This is a genomic window from Chryseobacterium balustinum, from assembly GCF_900168205.1.
Taxonomy (GTDB): domain Bacteria; phylum Bacteroidota; class Bacteroidia; order Flavobacteriales; family Weeksellaceae; genus Chryseobacterium; species Chryseobacterium balustinum.
Genome location: NZ_FUZE01000033.1, coordinates 1 through 23009, shown reverse-complemented (window position 1 = coordinate 23009; position 23009 = coordinate 1). Strand labels below are relative to the sequence as shown.

Annotated in this window: 21 protein-coding genes and 1 pseudogene; 12 read left to right on the top strand and 10 right to left on the bottom strand. The window is 32.5% G+C overall.

The window, feature by feature from the left end:
- Nucleotides 1–107: 107 nt before the first annotated feature.
- From B5X64_RS21050 to lptB, 5 genes and pseudogenes are all read right to left on the bottom strand, one after another.
- Nucleotides 108–1208, bottom strand: a complete 1101-nt coding sequence (locus B5X64_RS21050) for a linear amide C-N hydrolase (RefSeq protein ID WP_123920916.1) — start codon at nucleotides 1206–1208, stop codon at nucleotides 108–110.
- A 5-nt stretch (nucleotides 1209–1213) separates the two neighbouring features.
- On the bottom strand, nucleotides 1214–2164 hold the full coding sequence (locus B5X64_RS21045; protein ID WP_079467092.1) for a helix-turn-helix transcriptional regulator: 951 nt from the start codon (nucleotides 2162–2164) through the stop codon (nucleotides 1214–1216).
- A gap of 278 nt (nucleotides 2165–2442) precedes the next feature.
- Complete coding sequence (locus B5X64_RS21040; protein WP_079467094.1) at nucleotides 2443–4167, bottom strand: ABC transporter ATP-binding protein; 1725 nt, start codon at nucleotides 4165–4167, stop codon at nucleotides 2443–2445.
- 163 nt (nucleotides 4168–4330) lie between these two features.
- The gene (locus B5X64_RS21035; RefSeq protein WP_079467091.1) at nucleotides 4331–4918 is read right to left on the bottom strand and encodes a hypothetical protein; all 588 of its coding nucleotides are present in this window, start codon (nucleotides 4916–4918) and stop codon (nucleotides 4331–4333) included.
- Nucleotides 4919–5271: 353 nt separating this feature from the next.
- A pseudogene (gene lptB, locus B5X64_RS21030) lies at nucleotides 5272–5997 on the bottom strand (LPS export ABC transporter ATP-binding protein); the annotation flags it as partial.
- A gap of 176 nt (nucleotides 5998–6173) precedes the next feature.
- On the opposite strand from lptB, the gene B5X64_RS21025 reads away from it, so the two are divergent.
- A complete protein-coding gene (locus tag B5X64_RS21025) occupies nucleotides 6174–7082 on the top strand; it encodes an AEC family transporter (protein ID WP_066679528.1) in 909 nt (302 codons plus the stop codon).
- Here the strand turns inward: B5X64_RS21025 and B5X64_RS21020 are convergent.
- A complete protein-coding gene (locus tag B5X64_RS21020; protein WP_066679529.1) occupies nucleotides 7079–7552 on the bottom strand; it encodes a hypothetical protein in 474 nt (157 codons plus the stop codon). The two genes, B5X64_RS21025 and B5X64_RS21020, sit on opposite strands and share 4 nt — an antisense overlap.
- Before the next feature lie 96 nt (nucleotides 7553–7648).
- Between B5X64_RS21020 and priA the strand changes: the two genes are divergently transcribed.
- The 11 genes from priA to gldG all read left to right on the top strand — a co-directional run bounded on the left by priA (nucleotide 7649) and on the right by gldG (nucleotide 20319).
- Complete coding sequence (gene priA / locus B5X64_RS21015; protein WP_079467089.1) at nucleotides 7649–10096, top strand: replication restart helicase PriA; 2448 nt, start codon at nucleotides 7649–7651, stop codon at nucleotides 10094–10096.
- A gap of 160 nt (nucleotides 10097–10256) precedes the next feature.
- Nucleotides 10257–11723 carry a D-alanyl-D-alanine carboxypeptidase/D-alanyl-D-alanine endopeptidase gene (dacB, locus tag B5X64_RS21010; RefSeq protein ID WP_079467088.1) on the top strand — a complete coding sequence of 489 codons (1467 nt, stop codon included), beginning with the start codon at nucleotides 10257–10259 and terminating at the stop codon, nucleotides 11721–11723.
- A gap of 79 nt (nucleotides 11724–11802) precedes the next feature.
- On the top strand, nucleotides 11803–13725 hold the full coding sequence (locus tag B5X64_RS21005) for a M1 family metallopeptidase (protein ID WP_079467087.1): 1923 nt from the start codon (nucleotides 11803–11805) through the stop codon (nucleotides 13723–13725).
- A 62-nt stretch (nucleotides 13726–13787) separates the two neighbouring features.
- Entirely contained in the window at nucleotides 13788–14195 is a 408-nt protein-coding gene (locus B5X64_RS21000) for a hypothetical protein (RefSeq protein WP_079467086.1), read from the top strand.
- Nucleotides 14196–14396: 201 nt separating this feature from the next.
- Nucleotides 14397–15593 (top strand): glycine C-acetyltransferase, encoded by a 1197-nt coding sequence (gene kbl / locus B5X64_RS20995; RefSeq protein WP_079467085.1) that lies wholly within the window; start codon nucleotides 14397–14399, stop codon nucleotides 15591–15593.
- A gap of 27 nt (nucleotides 15594–15620) precedes the next feature.
- Nucleotides 15621–16142 carry a hypothetical protein gene (locus tag B5X64_RS20990; RefSeq protein ID WP_079467084.1) on the top strand — a complete coding sequence of 174 codons (522 nt, stop codon included), beginning with the start codon at nucleotides 15621–15623 and terminating at the stop codon, nucleotides 16140–16142.
- A gap of 77 nt (nucleotides 16143–16219) precedes the next feature.
- Nucleotides 16220–16660 (top strand): toxin-antitoxin system YwqK family antitoxin, encoded by a 441-nt coding sequence (locus tag B5X64_RS20985; protein WP_079467083.1) that lies wholly within the window; start codon nucleotides 16220–16222, stop codon nucleotides 16658–16660.
- Between the two features lie 120 nt (nucleotides 16661–16780).
- Nucleotides 16781–17239: a hypothetical protein gene (locus tag B5X64_RS20980; protein ID WP_079467082.1), complete on the top strand. Its 459-nt coding sequence runs from the start codon at nucleotides 16781–16783 to the stop codon at nucleotides 17237–17239.
- 13 nt (nucleotides 17240–17252) lie between these two features.
- Nucleotides 17253–17807: a CopD family protein gene (locus B5X64_RS20975; RefSeq protein WP_079467081.1), complete on the top strand. Its 555-nt coding sequence runs from the start codon at nucleotides 17253–17255 to the stop codon at nucleotides 17805–17807.
- A gap of 111 nt (nucleotides 17808–17918) precedes the next feature.
- A complete protein-coding gene (locus B5X64_RS20970) occupies nucleotides 17919–18647 on the top strand; it encodes an ABC transporter permease subunit (RefSeq protein WP_079467080.1) in 729 nt (242 codons plus the stop codon).
- A gap of 4 nt (nucleotides 18648–18651) precedes the next feature.
- Nucleotides 18652–20319 (top strand): gliding motility-associated ABC transporter substrate-binding protein GldG, encoded by a 1668-nt coding sequence (gldG, locus tag B5X64_RS20965; RefSeq protein ID WP_079467079.1) that lies wholly within the window; start codon nucleotides 18652–18654, stop codon nucleotides 20317–20319.
- Nucleotides 20320–20367: 48 nt separating this feature from the next.
- On the opposite strand, the gene B5X64_RS20960 is transcribed toward gldG, so the two are convergent.
- From B5X64_RS20960 to B5X64_RS20945, 4 genes are all read right to left on the bottom strand, one after another.
- Entirely contained in the window at nucleotides 20368–20682 is a 315-nt protein-coding gene (locus B5X64_RS20960) for a type II toxin-antitoxin system RelE/ParE family toxin (protein ID WP_079467078.1), read from the bottom strand.
- Between the two features lie 3 nt (nucleotides 20683–20685).
- Complete coding sequence (locus tag B5X64_RS20955; RefSeq protein ID WP_079467077.1) at nucleotides 20686–20925, bottom strand: hypothetical protein; 240 nt, start codon at nucleotides 20923–20925, stop codon at nucleotides 20686–20688.
- A gap of 238 nt (nucleotides 20926–21163) precedes the next feature.
- Nucleotides 21164–21691, bottom strand: a complete 528-nt coding sequence (locus tag B5X64_RS20950) for an RDD family protein (protein WP_079467076.1) — start codon at nucleotides 21689–21691, stop codon at nucleotides 21164–21166.
- 24 nt (nucleotides 21692–21715) lie between these two features.
- Nucleotides 21716–22756: a tetratricopeptide repeat protein gene (locus B5X64_RS20945; RefSeq protein ID WP_079467075.1), complete on the bottom strand. Its 1041-nt coding sequence runs from the start codon at nucleotides 22754–22756 to the stop codon at nucleotides 21716–21718.
- Nucleotides 22757–23009: the final 253 nt, after the last annotated feature.

Below are 23009 nucleotides of genomic sequence, written 5' to 3'. Positions count from 1 at the left end.
GATTAGAAATAAAATCATACACAGAGTTTATGCTTTAATTAAAAACAATTCTGTGTATGAAAACAACTTGCAAATGTCATAGAAATCGAACTGACAAATTGAAATATTTAATCAGGTAAGACAGATCTGAAGAATTTTTTAATGTTTTCTTTAAGGGTTACAAACATTTCTGAGGTTCCAAAATCTTTGTTATCATAACCGATCGGGAAACCTTTTTCAACATATTCATTATTTTTCTTTAGTGTTAAAGGTTGAAAATTTTGATTAACTTTTCCTAAATGATCCGTATGGATATCCAAAAATTTAACATCAGCGTTTTTAGAAAAATCAAGCTCTTTGATGTTGATTGATTTAATTTCTTGTTTCAGATCAGAACGGAAATACAGATTCATATTTTTCACATCAATCACGGTTTGCCATTCTCCGGCGTAGACCGAATTGAGAATACTCCACGCATAATCTACAGGTTTTTGGTCGTATTTATAGTTTTTTAGCATATAAAAAGCTCTGCTGTAGCGATCTTCCCAGTTTTTTCGTTGTGTAAAATCATATTTTTCGGTACCGCCAAGAAAATCATATTTTTGCGTGGCTTCTAAATCTTTTTTATACTGATTGTTGCATAAAAGTGGCATCGGCATATCTTTATCGGTGAGCACTTTATATTTTCCATCCAATAAAGCAATGGTTGCCGTATTTCCTTTTGCATCGGTTAAGAAAAAATGACTTCCTGCTGCATTCGGCCACCAATCGATATTCGGCCCGTCATTTAAATGATCTACCACTTCTTTTACCGATTTATAATTGTCAAGCTGATACTGAATCCATTGTGCCCAAAATAGGTCAGGTTGTTTGGGATTATTAACTTTTGTTGTTTCTTCAAGATATAGTTCCACCAGAAACAGCCCTTTTTCATTGACCCCGTAACAAGGGAAATCGTAACCTAAAAGATTGAATGTTACAGAACCGTATTTGGAAGTCCATGTTTTTTTTGAATTTAAATTTTCTGTCGTCAGATTTTCCCAGCTTATATTTCTTTTCGCAATATCGCGTTTGTTGACAACGATCATTCCGGGCATTGTTTTCCAGTTTTCATTAAAACCAATCACACAATGATCTTTTCCTTTGAGTAAAAAAGCGGAACATGCATTAATTGTAGTAGAATAAGTGATTGCAGCGAGCAATAGGCATCGTAAAATTAACAGCTTCATTATGTCTAAATTATTTTTGAAATTTTTTGAATTAAATCTTTCATCGTTGTTTTTAGAAATTCGGGTTCCAGAATCTCGGCGTAATCTCCAAAGGTAATCAGCCAACGTGGAAATCCTTCATTGATCCATTCGGTTTCAAAGGTCATTTCGATTCCTTTATCGGTTTCTTTTTCTTCGATTAATCCGTAATAAATTTTTGAATTATTCAAATGTCCTGTAATTTTTTTGTCGACTAAAAGCTTGACGATGGTTTTATTTCCGTTCGGAGTTTTTCTGTAATCATTGATTTGCCCATATTCCTGCAAGTAAGGATTTTGAGTTTTTACAATGCTTAAAATACGGTCTACTCTAAACTGTCTGTAATCATTTCTCAACGTGCAATAAGCGATGATATACCAATAGTGAAACTCAAAAAAAACACCCACAACTTCTATGGTTCTCGTAGAAATTTTATCATCAACGGTTTTATATCCAATTAGAATCTGATGTTTTTCGGCAATACTTTCCAGAATTGTTGGGATAATGTTTTTTATCGTATCCTCTGTTTTTGGATTGTAATTATAAATATCAATCTGATTTTCAATATTCTGAATTAAATTTTTGTCTGAATGTTTCAAAACAGAACGCAGTTTTTCCATCGCCGTTTGATAATGATTTCCCAAACTTTCATGCGAAAATTTCTGCATTAACTTTTCAGCAGTGATAAAACTCAAAACTTCCTGTTTAGTAAACATCACAGGCGGAAGTTTGTAGCCATCCATCAGAGAATATCCGCTTCCTGCTTCACCAATAATAGGAATACCGGCATTTTCCAACGTTTTTACATCACGGTAAATCGTTCTTATGCTGACATCAAATTTTTTTGCTAAATCCTGAGCTCTTACAATCGGTTTTGATTGCAGTTGTGTGAGAATAGCCGTTACTCGGTCGAGTTTTTTTAGATAATGGTCATTCATTTTTGGTTGAAAGTTGACATGGAAAATTATATGTTGGTTTTTGTAGAGATACAAATTTAATGGAATCTAAAAATTTTTAAACGCAAGGGTTTTATTTTTTTCCACACATTATTTAATTTGCAAAGAATAATCAATAAATTGATTTTAAGCGAATGTTTCTTTTCAAGCTTCATCAGCAACATGTCGCCATCTTTCCTCCTTAAAATTTCACTTTTTTATTAAATCTTTGCGTTTAGAGTATTTGCATTACATAATTGATAAACTGCTAAATTGTTACATTAATTTTTAAACGTATTCACCAATTTATCCAAATTCAAACTTCTTGCAGAAGCATCAAAAATTTCTCTGTAAGTTCCGTTCATTTGCACCAATTCATCATGCGTTCCACTTTCTACGACATGACCTTTTTTCATAACATAAATTTTATCTGAATCTAAAATCTGTGAAAGGGAGTGTGAAATAATCACAACGGTTCTTCCTGCTTTAATGGCATCCAGAGAATTTTTAATCTGTTCGGTGGCAATTGCATCCAAACTTGCAGTCGGCTCGTCAAGAAAAATAATGGGTGGATTTTTCAAAAATAATCTGGCAATGGCAATTCTTTGTTGTTGTCCGCCAGAAAGCTGAGTTGCATCGTGTTTATATTTTTCCGGAAGATCTAAAATCTGCTCGTGGAGATAGGCTTTTTTAGCCGCTTCTTCAATTTCTTCAAAACTTGCATTCATGTTTCCATAGCGAATGTTGTCTTCAATACTTCCCTGGAAAATATGGTTCTTCTGCAAAACCAATCCCAGATCATCCCGTAAAAAAGTGTTGTTATAATTCGTTAAATCAACTTTATCTAAAATAATTTCTCCCGAATCAGGAAGATAAAATTTGCAGAGAAGATTGATGATGGTTGATTTTCCGGCTCCACTTAATCCGACTAATGCGGTAGTTTTTCCGTTTTCAATCGTCATTGAAACATCGTTCAGTGCTTTTGTTCCGTTGGGATAGGTGAAATTAACATTTCTTAATTCAAAATTACCTGTGATCTTATTTTCCACAAAAGTTCCGTTCGGCTCGACTTCATTGTCGGCATTTAAAATATCAAAATAACCTTCGGCATAAATCATTGCATCATTCATATCATCATAAATTCTGTGAAGCTGTCTGATGGGCGAAGAAACATTGTTGAAAAGCATGATGTGAAGCATAATAGCACCAATCGTCATTTGCTGATCTAAAACCAAATAAACGGTCAAAAGAATAATTAAAACCACTCCAAATTGCTCGATAAAAGTTTTTAAACCGTCATAAATAAAGTTGGTTTTTCGGGTAAACATTTGGCTGTCCATCAATTGCATCTGTAGATCGTACTGTTTTTTGCCTTCAAATTTTTCACGGACAAAACTTTTAATTACCATGATGGAATTAATTAAATTTAAAAGTCCCGAAGTTTTCTGTTCACGCTGATTTCTCAAAGTTCGTCTTACTCCGCCTAATTTTTTTGCCTGTAACGAACTGATATAAAAATAAATAGGAACAATGATCGTTGAAACAAGACCCACGTAAACATTTTGCATGTACATAATAATCAGCGCAATAAATGCATTTGAAAATAGCGGAAGCATATCGATAAAGAAGTTTTGAACAAGTCTTGTTAAGCTTTCAATTCCACGATCGATTCTGATTTGAAGTTTTCCCGATTCGTGATTTTCATCATTAAAATAAGCAACTCGATACGTAAGAATTTTGTCGATTGCTGATTGTGCTAAAACCGAACTTACATTAATTCTGATTTTTTCACCATAAAATTTCTGTCCGAAATTGATGAAAATATTCAGCAATTCTTTTCCTAATAAAATAATCGAAATGATAATCAAAATATGAACTCCTTCACTCATCGGATGCGGAAGATGCGTCAGTTTTGTCACTTCATCCACCGTATATTTTAAAACTAAAGGATTCACTTGGGCTGCCAAAGCACCGAGAAAAGTAAGAAACAAAGTTCCGTAAATCATCGGTCGGTAAGGCTTTATAAATGGAATCAACTGTTTGTAAATTCCAAATAAAGTCACTGTTCTGTTAAAAGGTTTTGCCATGATTTGGTTTAAAAGAAAAACGTACCGTTTCTGAGAGAAAAGGTACGTTTTATTATGTTTTTTAGCAAATAATTTATTTGTTTTAAATTTGATTCTTTAAACTTCCATCATCATTAATATATTTAAACTGATGATTTTGATCAATAATTTTTCCTCCCATCTTTTTAAAAGTTTCAAACATTCCAATCCAATCTTCTTCATCAACTTCTTTTGGAGTATCCCATCTAATGATTCCAAAATTATTTTCTTTTTGTTTTTCGAGAATAACCCCATATTCATTTTCTAATGAAATTTTAAATCCCGGAATGAAATCATCATCAATTTTCCATTTGGTTGTAATATGTAAAATCTTAACACCAATTTTTTCACCTTTCAAACCTGTAAATTGACTCCATTCTTTATTAGTTTGAAACCAATTCCAAATATTTGTAAAATCAGCTATATTATCACTTTCCAATTCATAAACTTCTTCTATAAAAAGTTTTTTGAAATTTAATAAATCATTATTTGAATTTTCAATGGAAATTTCTTCCAGTAATTCTTCGGCTTGATGCAATAGAGTGAATAATTCTTTAATCTGATATTTTTCAAAATATTCAATTTTTGGCAACCTATCTGTTTTAGAATAAACATTAGGCGTTTTATTTTTGAATAAATTTTTAAAAAACATTTATAATAAATTAAGATTTATCCCTCAAAAACATAAGTAGTCAGATAATGCAATTCAGATTTACTGGCTGCTTTAGAATCTGCTTCAGCCTGTTCCAAAGAATAGTTTGAATTGATCTCCTTTTTCTGGAAAACAAAAGAGTTGTTGGCATTTTTGTCAACTACATCACTGAAAATATGTTCAATTTCTGAATTTCCTAAAGATGCAAAACTGATATCTTCAAATCCATGCATCAATCGAAGGTCATCAAACTGTGCAAAGTTTTCGTCGACAAAAGATTGCATCTGCGATTTAGAATCAAAATTTCCTGCCCAGATATTGTAAGCATAACTTTTCTTACTCGGCTTGTCGAAAATACTTTGGTAAACGAAGTTTTCTCCTAAATATGCCTCTCTTACTTGCGGATCGTTTGCCAAATCTTCAGGAAGACCTTCTTTCAGAATCTTTCCTTCAAACATAATATATGTTTTGTTGGTAATCGCCAAAGTTTGCTGTACGTTGTGATCGGTAATTAAGATTCCGATGTTTTTGTCAGTCAAACTTCTTACAATTTTCTGAATATCTTCCACGGCAATCGGGTCAACTCCCGCAAAAGGTTCATCCAAAAGAATGAAACTAGGGTCTGTTGCCAAACATCTTGCAATCTCAGTTCTACGTCTTTCCCCTCCGGAAAGAAGATCTCCTCTGTTTTTACGAACGTGCTGCAAAGAAAATTCCTCGATCAGCTCGTCGCATTTTATCTGCTGTTCTCTTTTTGAAAGTTTAGTAAGCTGTAAAACACCAAGAATATTATCTTCTACAGAAAGTTTTCTGAAAATTGATGCTTCCTGCGCAAGATAACCGATACCTTTTTGAGCACGGCGATACATCGCGTCTGAGGTAATTTCCTGTTTGTCGAGGAAAATTTTTCCTGAAGTAGGCTTTACCAAACCTACGATCATGTAAAATGAAGTGGTTTTTCCGGCTCCGTTCGGACCCAATAAACCTACAATTTCCCCCTGTTGAACCTGTACAGAAACGCCTTTTACAACTTTTTTGGGACCGTATTCTTTGATTAAGTTTTCTCCTCGTAAAATCATAGTCGCAAAGATAAAGTTTTTTTGAATTAGAAATTTATATTATGGATATCTGCGTTTTAATTTTAGCAGAGTTTAACAGGTTTAATTAATGTGAAAATTAAGTCGGAGTTTCCAGTCTTGATTTTTTGTTACTTTTGTATGAAGACAAAAGTAAAAGAAGTAAAGTTTAAAAAAATATGGTAAATTTTGTTTTAATCGCGGTCTGTATTTTGGCAGGAATGATTTTCAAACAAACAAAATCTATTCATCCCGACGCACACAAAGGCATCAATACCTGGATTCTTTATTTAGCACTTCCTGCGGTTTCTTTTAAATATTTACCAAAAGTTCAGTGGTCTGCAGAAATGCTTTTTCCGATACTTTCTACCTTTGTGATTGCGATAGGATGTTTCTTTTTTATGATGTTTTACAGCAGACAAAAAGGATACTCCAGAAGATCGAGAAGTACATTGGAACTGGCAAGTGGCTATAGTAACACTTCATTCATTGGGTTTCCTTTAATTTCAGCTTTTTATGGCGAAAGTCTTTTAAGTATTGCGATAATCTGTGACCAGACGATGTTTTTTGCACTTTCCACATTAGGAATTATCGCTGCGGTAAAAGGTGGAAGCAAATCCGGAAAAGTGAGTGCCATTTTTATTCTGAAAAGATTGGTTACTTTTCCGCCGTTGATCGGTTGTATTGCCGCATTGATTTTATCTCAATTCATCGATTTTACTTTTGCAGAGCCACTTTTTGATAAATTGGCTGCGACTGTAAGTCCGCTAGTTTTGTTTTCTGTTGGATTGCAGTTGAAATTTAATGGTTGGAAAAAATTGTTGCCACAGATTTCAGCTTCTATGTTTTATAAATTAATTTTAGCTCCGATAATGATTTTAGGTTTAGCTTTATTACTCGGAATTAAAGGTAATGTTGCGAAAATTTCTGTCTTTGAAGCTGCAATGCCGACTGTAGTTACGGCAAGTATTATTGCCGAACAATTTAAACTTAATACAAAGCTGACGAATTTGATTATCGGATTCAGTATCCTTGTTGGATTTATTACTTCGGCAATTTGGTATCAGATTATTGAATTGATTTTCTAATTTATTAATTCAAAATCATACAAAAAAATAGAATCTATATTGTCTCTCCACTGCTCTACAGAAGCGGCATTACTTGAGCTTGGCATAATAGAGGTTGATTGATAAATGGTTGTGCCTTTTAGTTTAATTTTTGCTTTAAAATTCATCGTCTTACCTGTTTTTTGAATATTTAAAAGGGTGAAAATAGAATTTCCCATCATTTCAGATTCAGAAAAGGTAAACTCAATACTATTATCCTTAGTCTCATCTCTTTTGAAATTTTTGAGCATATCAAACATATCTTTTTTCTCAGTAATGTTTTCTTCGGAAACCAGCTCGAAGTTTATAATTTTATTTTTTTTAAATTCAGGTTTTAAAATAATTTTTTTACCAATAGGAATGGTTATTTCTGATTTCTTTATTAAAACTCTTTCTTGTGCATTTATCGTGATTATAAATAATAAAATGAATAGAGATAAGAATTTTTTCATGATAGTTTTAGTTTAATTGAATCTGATTGGACTATAAAAGTATAAAAAATTGCACTTCTCTGAATAAAAATCTAATTTTACACTTTAATTATTCCCTTGCAATACGCTCAAATTATTTTACCGCTCAATCTGAAAGGAACTTTTACATACAAAGTTCCGGAAGAAATACAATTAACAATTCAACTCGGAATGAGAGTTTTGGTTCCTTTTGGAGGAAAAAAAATCTACACCGGAATTGTTTTTGAATTTCATGACGAAGAGCCTACTCAGTTTGTAGCAAAGGAAGTCATCAGTATTTTAGATGAACAGCCGATTCTGCCATCACAACAGATCAAATTTTGGAAATGGCTTTCAGATTATTATCTGTGCAATTTGGGAGAAATTTACAGGTTTGCTTTTCCGTCTTCTTTAAAGTTAGAAAGTGAAACCTATCTAAAATTAAAACCCAATATTACCGTTGAGTTTGAAAATCTGGATGTGAATGAAATGTACCTTATTCAGGCATTGGAAGTTCGTCAGTTGATCAATTTAACGGATATTGAAGCGTTTATTCCGAAAAAAGATATTATTAAAACCATCAACTCGCTGATCGATTTACAATATATTGAGATCGACGAAAAGATTGCTGAAAAATACAAAGCGAAAGAAGTTGCTTATGTAAAAATCACTGATGAGGTTTTAAAAAATAACAATCTTACCGAGATTCTTTTAAGCTTAAAAAGAGCCCAAAAACAGAAAGATCTTTTCCTGCATATTTTAGAAAAGCAGACCGAAAATCCTGATTTGCATATCAAAAAATCAGAGTTGTTTGAGGATGGCTATTTTGCGAGTTCGCATTTTAAATCTTTGGCAGATAAAGGTCTGGTGGAAGAATATTACATGCAGAAAGACCGAATTGAAAGCTATGAAGGAGAAATTGAAGAGGTTGAAGAACTTACCGAAGTACAAAAAGCTGCAAAAATAGAAGTGGATGAAGCATTTGAAGAAGGTAGAAATGTATTGCTTCATGGCGTAACTTCGTCCGGAAAAACACATATTTATTTAGAGAAAATAGAAGAATGTATTGCGGAAGGGAAGAATGTTTTGTTTTTGCTTCCTGAAATTTCTTTAACGAAACAAATCACTCAGAGATTAGAAAAAAAATACGGAAGGCAATTAGGCTTTTATCACCAGAAATTGACCGATTTTGAAAAGGTCGAAATTTGGCGAAGAATAAAAAACAATGATGTTAAAGTCCTTATTGCGACAAGAAATTCACTGTTCTTACCCTACCAGAATTTAGGATTAATTGTGGTGGATGAAGAGCACGATTCGGGATATAAACCAAGAGAAGCTTCTCCGTTTTTTAATGCAAAAGATGCTGCTTTGGTTTTGGCTAATTTCTATGGAGCAAACGTAATTTTAGGTTCGGCAACGCCTTCTGTTGAAAGCTATTATTTAGCCCGAAAAGAGAAGATGAAATATATTTTTCTGAATGAAAGATTCGGGAATGTAAAGCTTCCGGAGTTTGAATTAATTAATTTTAAAGAGGCTCAGGATTCTAAAAAAGTTTCCGGAAATTTTTCGCTAAAATTAATTGAAGAAATTAAAAAAACTTTAGAAGAAAAAAACCAGACGATGATTCTTCATAATCGTCGTGGTTACGCCAGTGTTTTGGAATGCGAATCTTGCGGTTATGTGAATTATTGCTCAAATTGTGATGTCGTGATGACGTATCACAAAGCTGCTCACGAAATGAAATGCCATTATTGCGGACAGAGAGCTTCTAAACCGAAAACCTGCCCAAAATGCTATTCTGAAAACCTTAATGAAAAAGGAGTAGGAGTTGAGCAGATTCATGAAGAAATTTCTAAAATTTTTCCTGACAATGAAGTCGACAGAATGGATGTTGACTCTATGAGAAAGAAATTTGCCTACGAAAAATTATACGAAAAAATAGAAGACAGAGAAACTGATATTGTTGTTGGAACTCAAATGATTTCAAAAGGTCTGGATTTTGATCATATCGAATTGGTTGCGATTCCAAAAGCTGATTCTATGCTGTATGTGCAGGATTTCAGAGCAGAAGAAAGAGCGTATCAACTGATTACACAGGTTTCCGGAAGAGCGGGAAGAGTTTCCGGGAAAGGTCGAGTTTTAATTCAGACTTTTAATCCTGATCATTCTGTTTTTCAGCTGATAAAAATGAATAATATTTCTAAGATCTATAAATATTTCCTTACCGAACGCCAAAAATTTAATTATCCGCCTTTTACAAAGCTGATTATGATTGAGCTTAAACATCGAAGAGATGAAAAAGTGGATCGTGCTTCGCAGTTTTTAGGTTCAGTGTTAAGAAAATATCTTCCTGAAGATTGTATTTTAGGCCCTGAAAGAGCACAGATTGCGAGACTGAATAATTTGTATCAGTTTCAGGTTTTACTTAAACTTCCGCGAGGCAAAAATTATGAAAAATTTAAAAGTTTAGTTTTGTTAAGTTTAAAAGAATTTGATGAAATCACTGCTTATCAAAGCATTAAAAAAGATGTTTTTGTAGATTTTTAACAAACTTTAACATAATTTATAGCCTTTTATTATAGTCTACTTAACCACCATACCATAATAATTTCTACATTTGAACGTTGACTATATGTTTGGGATGTGATAAATGATTTAACTAATCGTTTTTTATTTAATCCAAAATATATACAAAAAGAAAAATTAGATGGTAAATTTCAGAAAATATATTTCAGGTGTTACGGTCTTAGCTGCTGGTTTTTTATTTGCACAATCGACCGTTTCTACAGTTCTTTACTCTCAAAATTACGACAATAAAACAAGCTTAAACCTTCCATCGCTTGCTGCGTATGTGGAAAAAGCTATTTTGTCGCCAAAAGAACTTGTAGACATCAGTGTAAACACAATGATGACTGATCCCGTGCTGAAAAACGCAACTTGGGGATTTGTAGTCTACGACCCGAAAACGAAGAAAATAATTTCTTCGTACAACGAAAATACTCCGCTTGTTCCCGCTTCTACAACGAAGCTGTTGACTACCGAAACTGCAATGAGCATGTTGGGTGAAAACTACCGTTGGATGACGCAGTTGGAATACTCAGGAGAAATTGATGAGAATGGAACTTTAAACGGTAATCTTTATATTGTAGGAAGTGGTGACCCTTCGTTGGGAACCAATAAAGCAGGAGCTTGGTCTTACAAAGATATCGTTTCAGATTTTGCAGGCGGAATGGCTCGTGAAGGAATCAAAAAGGTAAATGGTGATATTGTTATTCAGACAGCGCTTTTCAAAGGTAACATTTCGGCACTTCCGGAAAATGTTGTTTGGCTAGAAAACAATAATTACTATCTTCCTGTTGGTACTACAAAAGAGATTAATCCTGCCAATGAAAGACTTATTGTAAAAAAATCAATGAATCCTGCAGCTGATAAGAAGTTTTTCTATGTTTCGCCTTATGTTAATAAAATGGTATATGCTGAAAAGTATGACGGAAACGGAACATTAACTACAAAATTACCGGATGCTCCGGCTTTCCTTGCCAATTCATTCAGAGCAAGTTTAGTGAAAAGTGGAGTAGCGGTTACCGGAAAAGTAACTCCTAAAATGACCGATGCATCTCCGGAAGTTAGAAAAATGATTGCAGCTTACAAATCTCCTACTTTGGGTGATATTATTTATTATACTAATCAGAGAAGTGATAATTCTTTAGCGGAAGCTTTGCTAAAAACGGTTGGTTTCCAGAAAATGGGAGATCAGACTTCAGAATCTGGAAGAGTAGTGGTAAATGAGCATTTAAAAGATATCGCATTTGATGTAGAAGGATTAAACTATATGGATGGAAGCGGTTTGTCTAGAAGCAATAAAGTAACTCCGATTTCGCAGGTAAAATACCTTAGTTCTTTAATGGACGAGAAATTTTACAAAACATATTTTAATTCTCTTCCGATTGGTGGACAGTCTGGTACGCTTAAAAGCATGTTTTTAGGTGAAGGAAACGGACAGGTTTTTGCAAAAACAGGAACTTTAAATAAAGTGAAAACTTTAGCTGGATATTTAAAAACCAACTCAGGAAGAACGCTTGTTTTCTCTTTGATGGTAAATAATTATGCAGGCTCAGTAGGTCAGGTAAAAAGCAAAATGGAAACAATTCTTAAACCGACTTTAGACTTATAAAAATTATTAATTTCATATACAAACCTTTTAATCGTTGATTGAAAGGTTTTTTTTATCTTTAATCCCTAATTATTTGACTATGAGAAAATTTTACCTTTTATGTATAAGCATCTTTGCTATTCATACTTTATCGGCTCAAAACCAAAATGAGAACGTAGAAAAAAAAGGTTTATTAAATAAAGAAATGAAATCTTATGCGGCTAAAATGGCTGCAGGAAATACCAATCCCAATACGTTAAATTACAATTTGCAGTATCAGAGGATGGATGTATCTGTCAATCCTTCAGCTTATAATATTTCAGGGTCGGTAACATCACATTTTAAGCCTTCACAAGCATTGAATACGATTTATTTTGATCTTAATAATAACCTTACTGTTTCTCAGGTAAATTATCATGGTCAAAATCTTACTTTTCAGCAATTATCAACTAAAGAACTAAAAATAAACTTTACAGCTTCTTTACCTGCGAATGTTTTAGATTCTCTTACAATTAATTACAGCGGAGCTCCTGATACAACAAACAACGCATTTTTTAATGGCTCTCAAGGCGGAACACCTATTCTTTCTACCTTAAATGAGCCTTATGGAGCACAAGATTGGTTTCCTACAAAGCAAAGTTTAAATGATAAAATTGAAAGATTTGATATCAAAGTGACGACTCCAACTCAATATAATGTTGCTGCCAATGGGAAATTGATGTCTGAAACTGTTTTAGGAAATGGCTCAAAACGTACTTTTTGGAGAACTCAATATCCTACTGCTGCTTATTTAATAGCCCTTTCAATTACAAATTTTGTAAAGCTAAATGATACAATGGGAAATCCACCTTTTCCTTTTGTAAATTATATTTATCCGTCAACTAATGCAAATGCAACAAGTATGGCAAACATAGAATGGACGAAAACGGTAATGAATACTTTTGAAAATTATTTCGGAGCTTATCCTTTCCGTAATGAAAAGTACGGGCATATGGAATTTGAAGCGGGTGGAGGTATGGAACATCAAACCATGTCTTCGATGGGATCTTGGAGTAAACAATTAATTGCTCATGAGTTGGCGCACCAGTGGTTTGGTGATAAAGTAACTTGTGGCGCATGGAATGACATCTGGCTGAATGAAGGTTTTGCCACTTTTGGAGAACATCTTGCCTACGAAAAGTTGATTATGAATAATACCGACTTTCTCAATTATCTTTTAGGTGAAAAAAATTATATTACCAGTATTGCTGGCGGAAGTGTTTACGTTGCGGACAGTAGCTTAGGGAACATTAATTCTATTTTCAGTGGAAGATTATCGTATTCGAAAGGTGGTTATGTGGTAAGAATGATGAAATGGGTTTTGGGAGATACAGCGTTTTATCAGGCATTGAAAGACTATCATGCAAGACCGAACCTGGCTTATAGCTATGCAAGAACTGCCGATTTGAATGCTTCTTTACTAATTTCTACCGGAAAAGATTTCACAGAATTTTTTAATGACTGGATTTACGGACAAGGATATCCTACTTATGATATCAGATGGAGACAAGTAGGAAATCAAGTAACTTTTAAAGCATCACAAACGCAGAGCCATGCATCGGTTAGTTTTTTTGAAATGCCATTGCCGATAAAAGTGACGGGAACTGGGGGGCAGACTGCTTTTTTCGCTCTAAATAATACCTCAAATAATCAATATTTTACAGAAGCTGTAAGTTTCCCGATTGCGAGTGTTCAATTTAATTATGAATATCAAATGCTAGAAAAAAACTCAACAGTTTCTCAGGACAATACTTTGAGTACAGCAGATTTTAAAACTGATGAGTTTAGCATTTATCCAAACCCTGTAAAAGATGAATTATTTGTTTCGGGATTAAAAAAAGAAACAGGCTATGATATTTTTACAGCTGATGGAAGGTTGGTGAAAAAAGGGAAAACAGAGAAAAAAATAGATGTATCTCTGCTGCAGAAAGGGGTTTATTTTATTAAAATTTTAAATTCTAATTTAAAATTTGTGAAAGAATAAAAAATAAATTATTGTATTGATTTTCAATGTATATTTGTTTATAAACAAAATAATTAATACTTATGAAAACAAATTTATTCTTTTTCAATTTTCTTTTATTGACATTTTTAATGTTTAATCTCACATCATGTGAATCTAAAAAATCAGACAATCCTTTATTAGACACACAATGGAAAGGATTGGCAAAAATCCCGCACGAAGCAGAGATTGATTTAAAATTCTCTAAAGATAAAATTGATGTACTGCTCGATAATAAAGTAATCGAAACTATGAATTACACATTAAGTAATGGCGAAATCAATATTGTGAAAAATTCAGGTGGAACACCTTGTAATGTAGGAGCAAAAGGTAAATACAAGTGTGATGTAATTGGTGAAAATTTGGTGATGACCCATATTTCCGATGAATGTACTGATCGTGTAAAATCTTTACAAGGAATTGTTTATAAAAAAATTGAAGTAAAAAAATAATTGCAAATCGTTTTTGTACTTTAAAGCTTTCATTCGTGAAAGCTTTTTTTGTTTCTTGCTTTTGATGGTAAGCTAATGATGTGAAATAGCTCTTTTGATGATAGCTTAAATGATTAATAACCGAAAAAAACAATAAAGGCGTCGAAACTTATTTTCTTTAATACGTTTTTATTAAATTAGCGCAACTAAAATTTAAATATAATGATCTCCGGAAAATATCTTGAAAATCTACAGAACGAGCTGAAAAATATCGAAAATGATGGTCTTTTTAAAAAAGAAAGAATCATCACTTCTCAGCAAAGTGCAGAAATTGAAGCCAATGGAAAGAAGCTTTTGAACTTTTGTGCCAACAACTATTTAGGATTGTCAAATCATCCTGAAGTAATGAAGGCTTCACAAGATATGATTGGTTCTCACGGTTACGGAATGTCTTCGGTACGTTTTATCTGTGGAACTCAGGATATTCACAAGCAGTTGGAAGAGAAAATTGCTGAATTTTTAGGTCTTGAAGATACGATTCTTTATGCAGCATGTTTTGATGCAAACGGTGGAGTTTTCGAACCTTTGTTTACAGAAGAAGATGCGATTATTTCGGATGAACTGAATCATGCTTCAATTATTGACGGAGTTCGTCTTTGTAAAGCAGCAAGATACCGTTACAAAAACAATAATATGGCAGATTTGGAAGCTCAGTTGATTGCTGCTTCTGAAAAAAATCACAGATTTAAAATTATCGTTACAGATGGAGTTTTCTCAATGGACGGAATTGTTGCAGACCTAAAAGGGGTTTGTGATCTTGCCGATAAATATGATGCTTTGGTAATGGTGGATGATTCTCATGCTACTGGTTTCATCGGAAAAACAGGTCGTGGAACGCATGAAGCTAACGAAGTAATGGGTAGAGTAGATATTATCACTTCTACTTTAGGAAAAGCTTTGGGTGGTGCTTTAGGCGGATTTACTTCCGGTAAAAAAGAGATTATTGATATGCTGAGACAGCGTTCTAGACCTTATTTATTCTCAAACTCTTTGGCTCCTGGAATTGTGGGTGCAGCTTTAAAAGTTTTAGAAATGATTTCTGACGACACTTCACTTCGTGATACGGTAATGAAAAATGCAGAATATTTCAGAACGGAGATGAAAGCAAAAGGTTTCGATATTCCTGATGGAGATGCTGCGATTGTTCCTGTAATGTTATACGATGCTAAATTGGCTCAGAAAATGGCAGAAAAACTTATGGATGAAGGGATTTATGTAATTGGTTTCTTCTATCCGGTAGTTCCGAAAGAGAAAGCAAGAATTAGAGTTCAGCTATCTGCAGCACATACAAGAGAGCATTTAGATAAAGCAATTGCTGCTTTTGAAAAAGTAGGAAAAGAATTAGGAGTAATTTCTTAAAGATATAACTGATTTAATATTTGGCTCATGAAAAAAATTCTGCTTCTTATTGGTTTTATTAGTTTCCAAACTATTTTTTCACAAAATATTATGGAACTTGATCTTAAAAACGTTGAGCTGCAGGGAATGAAGCCGGCAAAAATAAATCAGGAAATGAAAAATATCGGGATTGTTCAAAATCCTTTTGTGACAGACAATCCCGATATTATTTCAAAACTTGACTACAGAGAAAATTCTTTTCTGATCAAAAAAATGTATACTTTTATTTATGACAATCCCAAAGGAAGCGACGGAGGTGTTGTTATCAATGAATTTGCGAATAAAAAGGATCTTGATGCTTATCTGGCACAGACTTTTGAGCAGTCAAACTACAGAGTTTTAGTTAAAGATTTATATCTGATACGCATTTGGAGCGATTACAGTCTTCATGTAAAAGGGAGAGAAACGAGTGAAGATCACCTAAATAAGTTGGAGAAATATTATACCCATTTAGGCGCAAAGAAAGTCATTTTAAAAATTGATGAATCTATAATTACTAAGGTAGAGTAATTTCTTAAAAAAATAAATCCTTCTACAATTGTAGAATAAAAACAGAATTTCTATATTTACTGAAATTCTGTTTTTTTATGTTTAAAAATTTCTTACTAACCCTGCTGTCAATTTTTGCTTTCGCTTCTTGCCAAACCAAAACCAATCAATACATTAAGATTTCTGATAAAGTTCAGAAACGACACGGAAAATGGAAAGAAGAATATCCTACCGAAGAAGGAACTTTGATTGCTATAGGAAAATATAAGAAAGGTGAAAAAGTGGGTGTTTGGAAAACATTTGTAGGGGATAAATTGTATCAAAAAGAAAAAATTGGAAGAAAGAAAACCAAAGTGTTCGTTTATCATCGAAATGGAAATATTATGGAGCGAGGACAAACAAAACTTGATATTTCAGAAAACGAGCGCCATTGGTATTATTTCGGAGATTGGAAGTTTTACAATGAAAACGGAAAGATGAAGTACATAAAGAAATATACCGATGGTAAAAAAATCGACAGTGTTTCTTTTAATAAATAACCTTTCTGAAACCTGAATTTTCAACAAATCTTAAATAAATTTTTAGGTATAATATTGATAATGCTTTTTAGCTTAAGTTGAGTAACAAAATCATTATATTTGCGCTTAATTTTCACTTAAATGTTTTTTAAATCAAGATATATATTAGAATTTTCTAAGCCAAAACGTGAGGTTTTAGAAAATATTGAAAAAGATATATTTCAAGGTTTTTCCAATTATTTTGGTAAAAGCTTTACTGGAAAAATAAGTGAAAATGAATTTAAAATAAAATTGATGGGAGGAAGTGACTCACCAACTTTCAAAGGAAATTTCATTTTGAATAGAGATAATGAGGAAAGTTTTGAATTATCTGTTGGATTTGAATATTATGAAGTATTGCTTTATTTAGTTTTTTTAAGCTTTATATTACTTCTTATAATTAAAAGTTACGATGGAAATTATTATTTGATACCCATTTATCTAGCTATCCTAGGATTTATTATATTTTCAGGTTATTTTCGATTAAAAAAGGAAAAGAGTTTATTCTTTGATTATTTGAAAAACTTTGATAGAAATTGTAAGATTATTCATATAAAATAATTATTGATTTAAAATGCTTTACACAATAATAAAAGCGTTACACATTATTTTTATGGTCAGTTATTTTGCGGGAATTTTTTATCTCGTAAGAATTTTCGTGTACTATAAAGATACCGATGCTTTTTCAAACGAAAAAAAGACGATTTTACGAGAGCAATACACGTTTATGGCTCGAAGATTATGGAATATTATCACCGTTCCTGCCGGAGTAATAATGGCAGTTTGTGGTTTGGTTATGATCTTTTTGAATTCTGGTTTAATGAAAATGCCGTGGTTTCATTTAAAACTAACTTTCCTGATCGGATTGGCCATTTACCATTACTGGTGCTGGAAAAAAGTGAAAAAATTAGTAGAGCTCAACGGAAATACTTTAGAAACAGCCAATTTAAAACTAAGGCAGGCTAACGAAATTGCCACATTTATTTTATTTTTGGTCGTGTTTACCGTTATTTTAAAATATCAGGTTATTGAATATTGGTGGCAATTAATCGTAGGATTTTTCGTTCTGGTATTCTTAATTATGATGACGGTGAAGCTCGTGAATAAGAAAGGGAAAAGTAAAAAGTAAAAAGAGCCAAGTAAAAATTAATAACGTTAATAGTGAATGGTCAATTGTGAGTTAATGTAACGCCAATTATCTAAAACCCAATTCCTATAACCTAAAACCTAAATAAAAAACATGTTTGCAATTTTAAAAAAAGAACTTTGGAGTTATTTTGGCAACTGGAGCGCGTGGATCATCATTGCGGCATTCAGTCTGATAACGACTTTGTTTCTGTTTTTCTTCGAAAATGATTCTAATATTTTCGACATCGGAATGGCGTCTTTACAAAGTTATTTCGTTTTGGTACCTTGGTTACTGATGTTTATCATTCCGGCGTTGTCGATGAAAACTTTTGCGGAAGAACAGCAAACGGGAACTTTAAACTGGTTGTTTTCTCAGCCTCTGAAAGTTTCAGATTTGGTTTCAGGGAAATTTCTTTCCGTTTGGGTGGTCGGGATTTTATGTCTGATTCCTTCGGTAATTTATTTTTATACGGTTTATGTTTTGGGAGTTCCTGAAGGAAACATCGATATGGGAATGACTTTCGGAAGCTATTTTGGTTTAATTATTTTGATTGCAGCATTTTCAGGAGTTGGAATTTTAGCTTCTTCGCTTTCTCAAAACCAGATCATGGCTTATCTGTTGGGCGTTTTCATGTGTTTCATCATGTATTTCGGAATCGAGCAACTGGCAAGTTATAAATTGTTGGGCGGAGCAGATTTTATTTTGCAGAATATAGGTTTTTATCAGCATTTCTTAGGCTTTACAAGAGGTCTTATCGATTTTAAAGATGTTGCCTATTTTGTTTTCATCATCGGTCTTACGTTAACATTGTCTAATCATTTTATCAATAAAAAGAAGTAAAAACATGAAGAAGATCAACCTAAAATCTCCGTTTGCCATTTTATTGATTGGAACTTTTGCTGTTGCATTAATTCTTGCATTTTCGGGCATCAGATTAGATTTAACCAAAGAAAAAAGATACACGCTTTCAGATAGCACAATTAAAGTTTTAGAATCGGTTAAAAAACCTTTAACGGTAGATGTTTACCTGGAAGGAGATTTTCCGGCAAGCTTTAAACAGTTGCAGAGTGAAACTAAGTTTATGCTCGAAGAATTCAGAAAGATCAATCCTAAAATAGATTTTAAATTCATCGATCCCATCAAAACAAAAATGTCACAGGACACTTTGATGGCAATGGGAATGCAGCCTTCCGTTCTTCCTGATAATAAAGATGGAAAAACGACGCAAATTTATCTGTTTCCTTATGCCGTTGTAAAGTATAACCAGAGAGGAGTTTCTATTCCTTTGGTGATTCAGCAGTCGAATATCAATGCAGAAGAACAGTTGAGAAAGTCGATTGAAAACTTAGAATATAATTTAGTTTCAAACATCAAAGCAGTTGCTTCAGATAAAAGAAAAAAAATAGGAATTCTTGTGAATCAGGATGAGCTGAATCCTCGTGAATTTGAAGGATTTATGAATCTTGCCTTAGAAAGTTATGATGCAGGACCGATTGTTCCTAAAAATAATGTAGAAATTACTCAGGCAGACGTTCCTTTACTAAAACAAATGAGCGCTTTGGTAATTGCAAAGCCAAGAAAAGCTTTTACAGACGGTGAAAAAGTAATTCTGGATCAGTACATCATGAACGGCGGAAAAACACTTTGGATGATCGATGCCGTAAATGCTGAAATGGATACTTTGACGAGATCTAAAAAAGTAATGCCTTTCCCGGTTGATATTAATATGACCGATTTTTTCTTTAATTACGGGTTAAGAATCAATCCGGCTTTGGTAAAAGATGTGAAGAAATATGCACTTTTAAAACTGGTTACCGGTGAAGTAGGAGGAAACGCACAATATACAAGTCTTCCATGGCCATATTTTCCTTTGGGAATTGCAGAACACGATCATCCGATCACAAAAAATATCAATCCTGTAAAACTTGAATTTCCTACATCAATTGATACTTTAGGTGGAAGAAAATTTAAAACTCATGTTTTATTTGAATCTAGTGAAAGAACTTTACTGAAGCAGGTTCCGAATTATGTTGAGCTAAAAGAAATTTCCAGCGTAGACAGCCTCGGACAAATGGAAAAACCAAGCACACCGAAAATTTTTGCTGTTGCTTTAGAAGGAAAATTTAATTCTGCTTATGCTTCAAGAATCGAAAGAAAATCTTATCCAGGATTTAAGGCATCAAGCCCTGAAAATAAAATGATTGTGATTGCAGATGGTGATGTGGGAAGAAATAAAATCATTAAAGGTCAAGCATTACCTTTGGGAGTGGATATGCTGACTGACGAACAGTTTGGTAACGAACAATTCCTTAGAAATGCTTTAGATTATCTTCTTGATGACAGCAATCTGATGGAACTGAGAAACAGAAACATCGAAGAGCGTCTTCTCGATCGTCACAGAATCGCCGATGAAAGAACAAACTGGCAATACCTGAATTTATTTCTGCCATTAGCAATCATCGGACTTTTAGGAGGATTATTCTTCTGGTTAAGAAAAAAGAAATTCGGATAGAATGATATAGAAAAAGAGAAACTGTGAGGTTTCTCTTTTTTATTATTATCATTTATTACGATCTTCGTCATTCATTTTAATCGGATTTTGTCTTACATCAAAAATATCACTGATTACGATTTGATAATGGAGAATTCGGTAGATTATCTTGTAATTTTTAATTAGAATATATCGATGATTTAGATTTAATTTTTTAAGATATAATTCCAACTGCCCCGATTCCGGGTTTTTTACTAATTGTTTTGTAGAATCAAGGATTTGTTTTCTTATTTTATGAGCAACTTTTCGATTTGAATTTGTAACATAATAATCGAAAATACTTTTTAAATTTTTAATTGCAAAATCTGTCCAGACAATTTTCATGGTTTACCAATTTGCAGATTGGTTTTCTAAATCTTCCTGAGTCATAAAATTTCCATTCTTAAAATCTTCTTCAGATTTTTCTATTCGCTCTACTAAAGCTTCAGTATTAAATGGTACAAATTCAGAATGATCTTCTTTTTCAAATTTAGTTAGAATATAATTCTCTATTTTCTCAAAAAAACTTTCGTCTTGAAGCTGAGCAAGATAGGTTATCAAATTTAATTTTCGGGTTTGTAAGTCCATCTTTTTGATATTTTAAATCAAAGATACAAATTTATAGATAGAATATTTTTTAAGAAATGGTGTCTCCTTTAATGCCTGTCTTTTGAAAAGTTTGAATGATTTTTTCTCGTTGGAAATTCTAATGAGTTGAAGGTTTTACGAGGATTGTTCTTCTGGTTAAGAAAAAAAAATTCGGATAGAGTGATATAGAAAAAGAGAAACTGTGAGGTTTCTCTTTTTTGTTTTAAGATGATAAAACTTAATTTTTAATATTATTATCCGACGTTCTTAAAACGATAGATTTTGCAATTAAATCATTTATGGTTCTATGTTTTTTATCTGGAAATACCTGAATTAAGTTTGCTATATTCCAAAGACATATTAACGCCAATGGAAGGTATTCATAGCTAAATAAAAAAGTAATTAAAGCAAAAGAAATATCAGGGAAACTTCTCAAAAATGATTGTTTTAGAGTTATTTTTTTATTTTCACTAATATCCCAAACTTTTACACCAGTTATCATTTTTCCAAGGGTCTGTCCGCCAAATACATGAAAGACTACAAAATAAATTATTAAAATTGTTGATAGTACTAAATCACCATAATTGGTCCAGAAATTTAATGCCGGATCGGTGATTTGTGGAATTTTTGTATTATCAAAATCAAAAGAATAGGTTGTTGGTGGAAGAAAGATTGTTAAGACATAACCAACAATCAATAATATAATGTAGTCAATAATTTTTGCAAAAAATCTTCTGTAAATAGTATCATATTTTATTTGTTCCATTTTTATATAATTTAATAATGAAAATTATTTCCACACATAGTTTTTATTCCACACATAAAAACGTTGGATCTCATTAGCGTTGTCTTGATGATACTTTTTTACATCTTCCGCTTGAGAAGGAAGAAAGGCAATATATGCAAAAGGCTCAATTAAATTTTTATCTTTCAACTCAATAAAATAAGGAGCTAAAAATTCCCAATAAAAACCTTTGTTATCTTTTTGTCCTTCTTTTAGAACGGTAAAAATACTTTCAAATTTATCGATAGCTTTTTCGCACTGTGTTTTATTTTTGTTTTTCTCGTCAAAATCTAAAGCTGCAGTCATTGACAAAACCATATCCACCGTAGAGAAATTATTGATACCTTTCTTTTTTTTGCCTGCATCTTCCATTGCTTTGGGGTCAATAGCCAATGTGATGTTTTTATCATCAGTTTGAGTAGCTCCCTGTTGCATTAAATCTATTACAGAATCTAAGTTTCCTTTTGCACGGGAAGTTTTATTATCAACAGTAAGATATCTTAATGAAGCTAAAATAGATATAATTCTCTTGTCACGGTTTAAGGCGGCTAAGGCATTCAAAGTTCCAGGATGATTTGGATTAAGCGTTGCTGATTTTTGAAATAATTCTAATGATTTTTCAATTTGCTTCTCGTTAACTAAAGTAATTGCTTTATTAAAATATAATTGATAATAATTCGGATATTTTTTTATTCCTTCATCATAAATTTTTAATGCTTCCTTTGTTCTTTTAGAATGATCAAGACTGTTTCCATAAGTAATATATATCGTTTTTATATCTTCTTTGGGGTAAATGCTTATTGCAAGTTTACATAGTTCGATGGCTTCATCATATTTTTTTAAAGCTTCAAGAGTCATTGCTTTTTCTGAAATTGCTATTAAATTATTTTCATCAAGTTTAAGGGCTTCTTCATACTTATCAAGAGCATTATTGTATTTGCCTTCGTCGTGAAATGCAATGCCTTCATTAACCTTTATTTCAGCCTCGTTTTTGTTCTGGGAAACACCCAGGATAGGAAACAAAATTAATAAAAGAAGTTTTTTCATAATTTTTAGTTTTTAATAGAGTTTAAAGATAAAGTTTTCAGATAATAAAATTAATTTCTGAATTATTAGATTTTATAATATTTTTAGGTAATAAACCTGTTTAAACTTTTATTTTTCTGAGAAACAAGATAGAGAAAGCGAGATAATGTAGATTTGTGCAAGTAATATTCAAAGTCTCAAATCTTACTAATAAAGCTTTGAAGCTATCAAGCCATGCATTTGCTTTTTCTATTTTGAATCTTCTTTTATACAA

Excerpts from the sequence above, each read along its gene's own strand:
- kbl (WP_079467085.1), top strand. The coding sequence starts at position 14,397 with ATGATCTCCGGAAAATATCTTGAAAATCTACAGAACGAGCTGAAAAAT.
- B5X64_RS20970 (WP_079467080.1), top strand. The coding sequence starts at position 17,919 with ATGTTTGCAATTTTAAAAAAAGAACTTTGGAGTTATTTTGGCAACTGG.
- gldG (WP_079467079.1), top strand. The coding sequence starts at position 18,652 with ATGAAGAAGATCAACCTAAAATCTCCGTTTGCCATTTTATTGATTGGA.
- B5X64_RS20955 (WP_079467077.1), bottom strand. The coding sequence starts at position 20,925 with ATGGACTTACAAACCCGAAAATTAAATTTGATAACCTATCTTGCTCAG.
- B5X64_RS21045 (WP_079467092.1), bottom strand. The coding sequence starts at position 2,164 with ATGAATGACCATTATCTAAAAAAACTCGACCGAGTAACGGCTATTCTC.
- B5X64_RS20950 (WP_079467076.1), bottom strand. The coding sequence starts at position 21,691 with ATGGAACAAATAAAATATGATACTATTTACAGAAGATTTTTTGCAAAA.
- B5X64_RS20975 (WP_079467081.1), top strand. The coding sequence starts at position 17,253 with ATGCTTTACACAATAATAAAAGCGTTACACATTATTTTTATGGTCAGT.
- B5X64_RS20990 (WP_079467084.1), top strand. The coding sequence starts at position 15,621 with ATGAAAAAAATTCTGCTTCTTATTGGTTTTATTAGTTTCCAAACTATT.
- B5X64_RS20980 (WP_079467082.1), top strand. The coding sequence starts at position 16,781 with ATGTTTTTTAAATCAAGATATATATTAGAATTTTCTAAGCCAAAACGT.
- B5X64_RS21020 (WP_066679529.1), bottom strand. The coding sequence starts at position 7,552 with ATGAAAAAATTCTTATCTCTATTCATTTTATTATTTATAATCACGATA.
- B5X64_RS21000 (WP_079467086.1), top strand. The coding sequence starts at position 13,788 with ATGAAAACAAATTTATTCTTTTTCAATTTTCTTTTATTGACATTTTTA.
- B5X64_RS21025 (WP_066679528.1), top strand. The coding sequence starts at position 6,174 with ATGGTAAATTTTGTTTTAATCGCGGTCTGTATTTTGGCAGGAATGATT.
- B5X64_RS20945 (WP_079467075.1), bottom strand. The coding sequence starts at position 22,756 with ATGAAAAAACTTCTTTTATTAATTTTGTTTCCTATCCTGGGTGTTTCC.
- B5X64_RS20960 (WP_079467078.1), bottom strand. The coding sequence starts at position 20,682 with ATGAAAATTGTCTGGACAGATTTTGCAATTAAAAATTTAAAAAGTATT.
- B5X64_RS20985 (WP_079467083.1), top strand. The coding sequence starts at position 16,220 with ATGTTTAAAAATTTCTTACTAACCCTGCTGTCAATTTTTGCTTTCGCT.
- B5X64_RS21050 (WP_123920916.1), bottom strand. The coding sequence starts at position 1,208 with ATGAAGCTGTTAATTTTACGATGCCTATTGCTCGCTGCAATCACTTAT.
- B5X64_RS21040 (WP_079467094.1), bottom strand. The coding sequence starts at position 4,167 with ATGATTTACGGAACTTTGTTTCTTACTTTTCTCGGTGCTTTGGCAGCC.
- B5X64_RS21035 (WP_079467091.1), bottom strand. The coding sequence starts at position 4,918 with ATGTTTTTTAAAAATTTATTCAAAAATAAAACGCCTAATGTTTATTCT.
- dacB (WP_079467088.1), top strand. The coding sequence starts at position 10,257 with ATGGTAAATTTCAGAAAATATATTTCAGGTGTTACGGTCTTAGCTGCT.
- B5X64_RS21005 (WP_079467087.1), top strand. The coding sequence starts at position 11,803 with ATGAGAAAATTTTACCTTTTATGTATAAGCATCTTTGCTATTCATACT.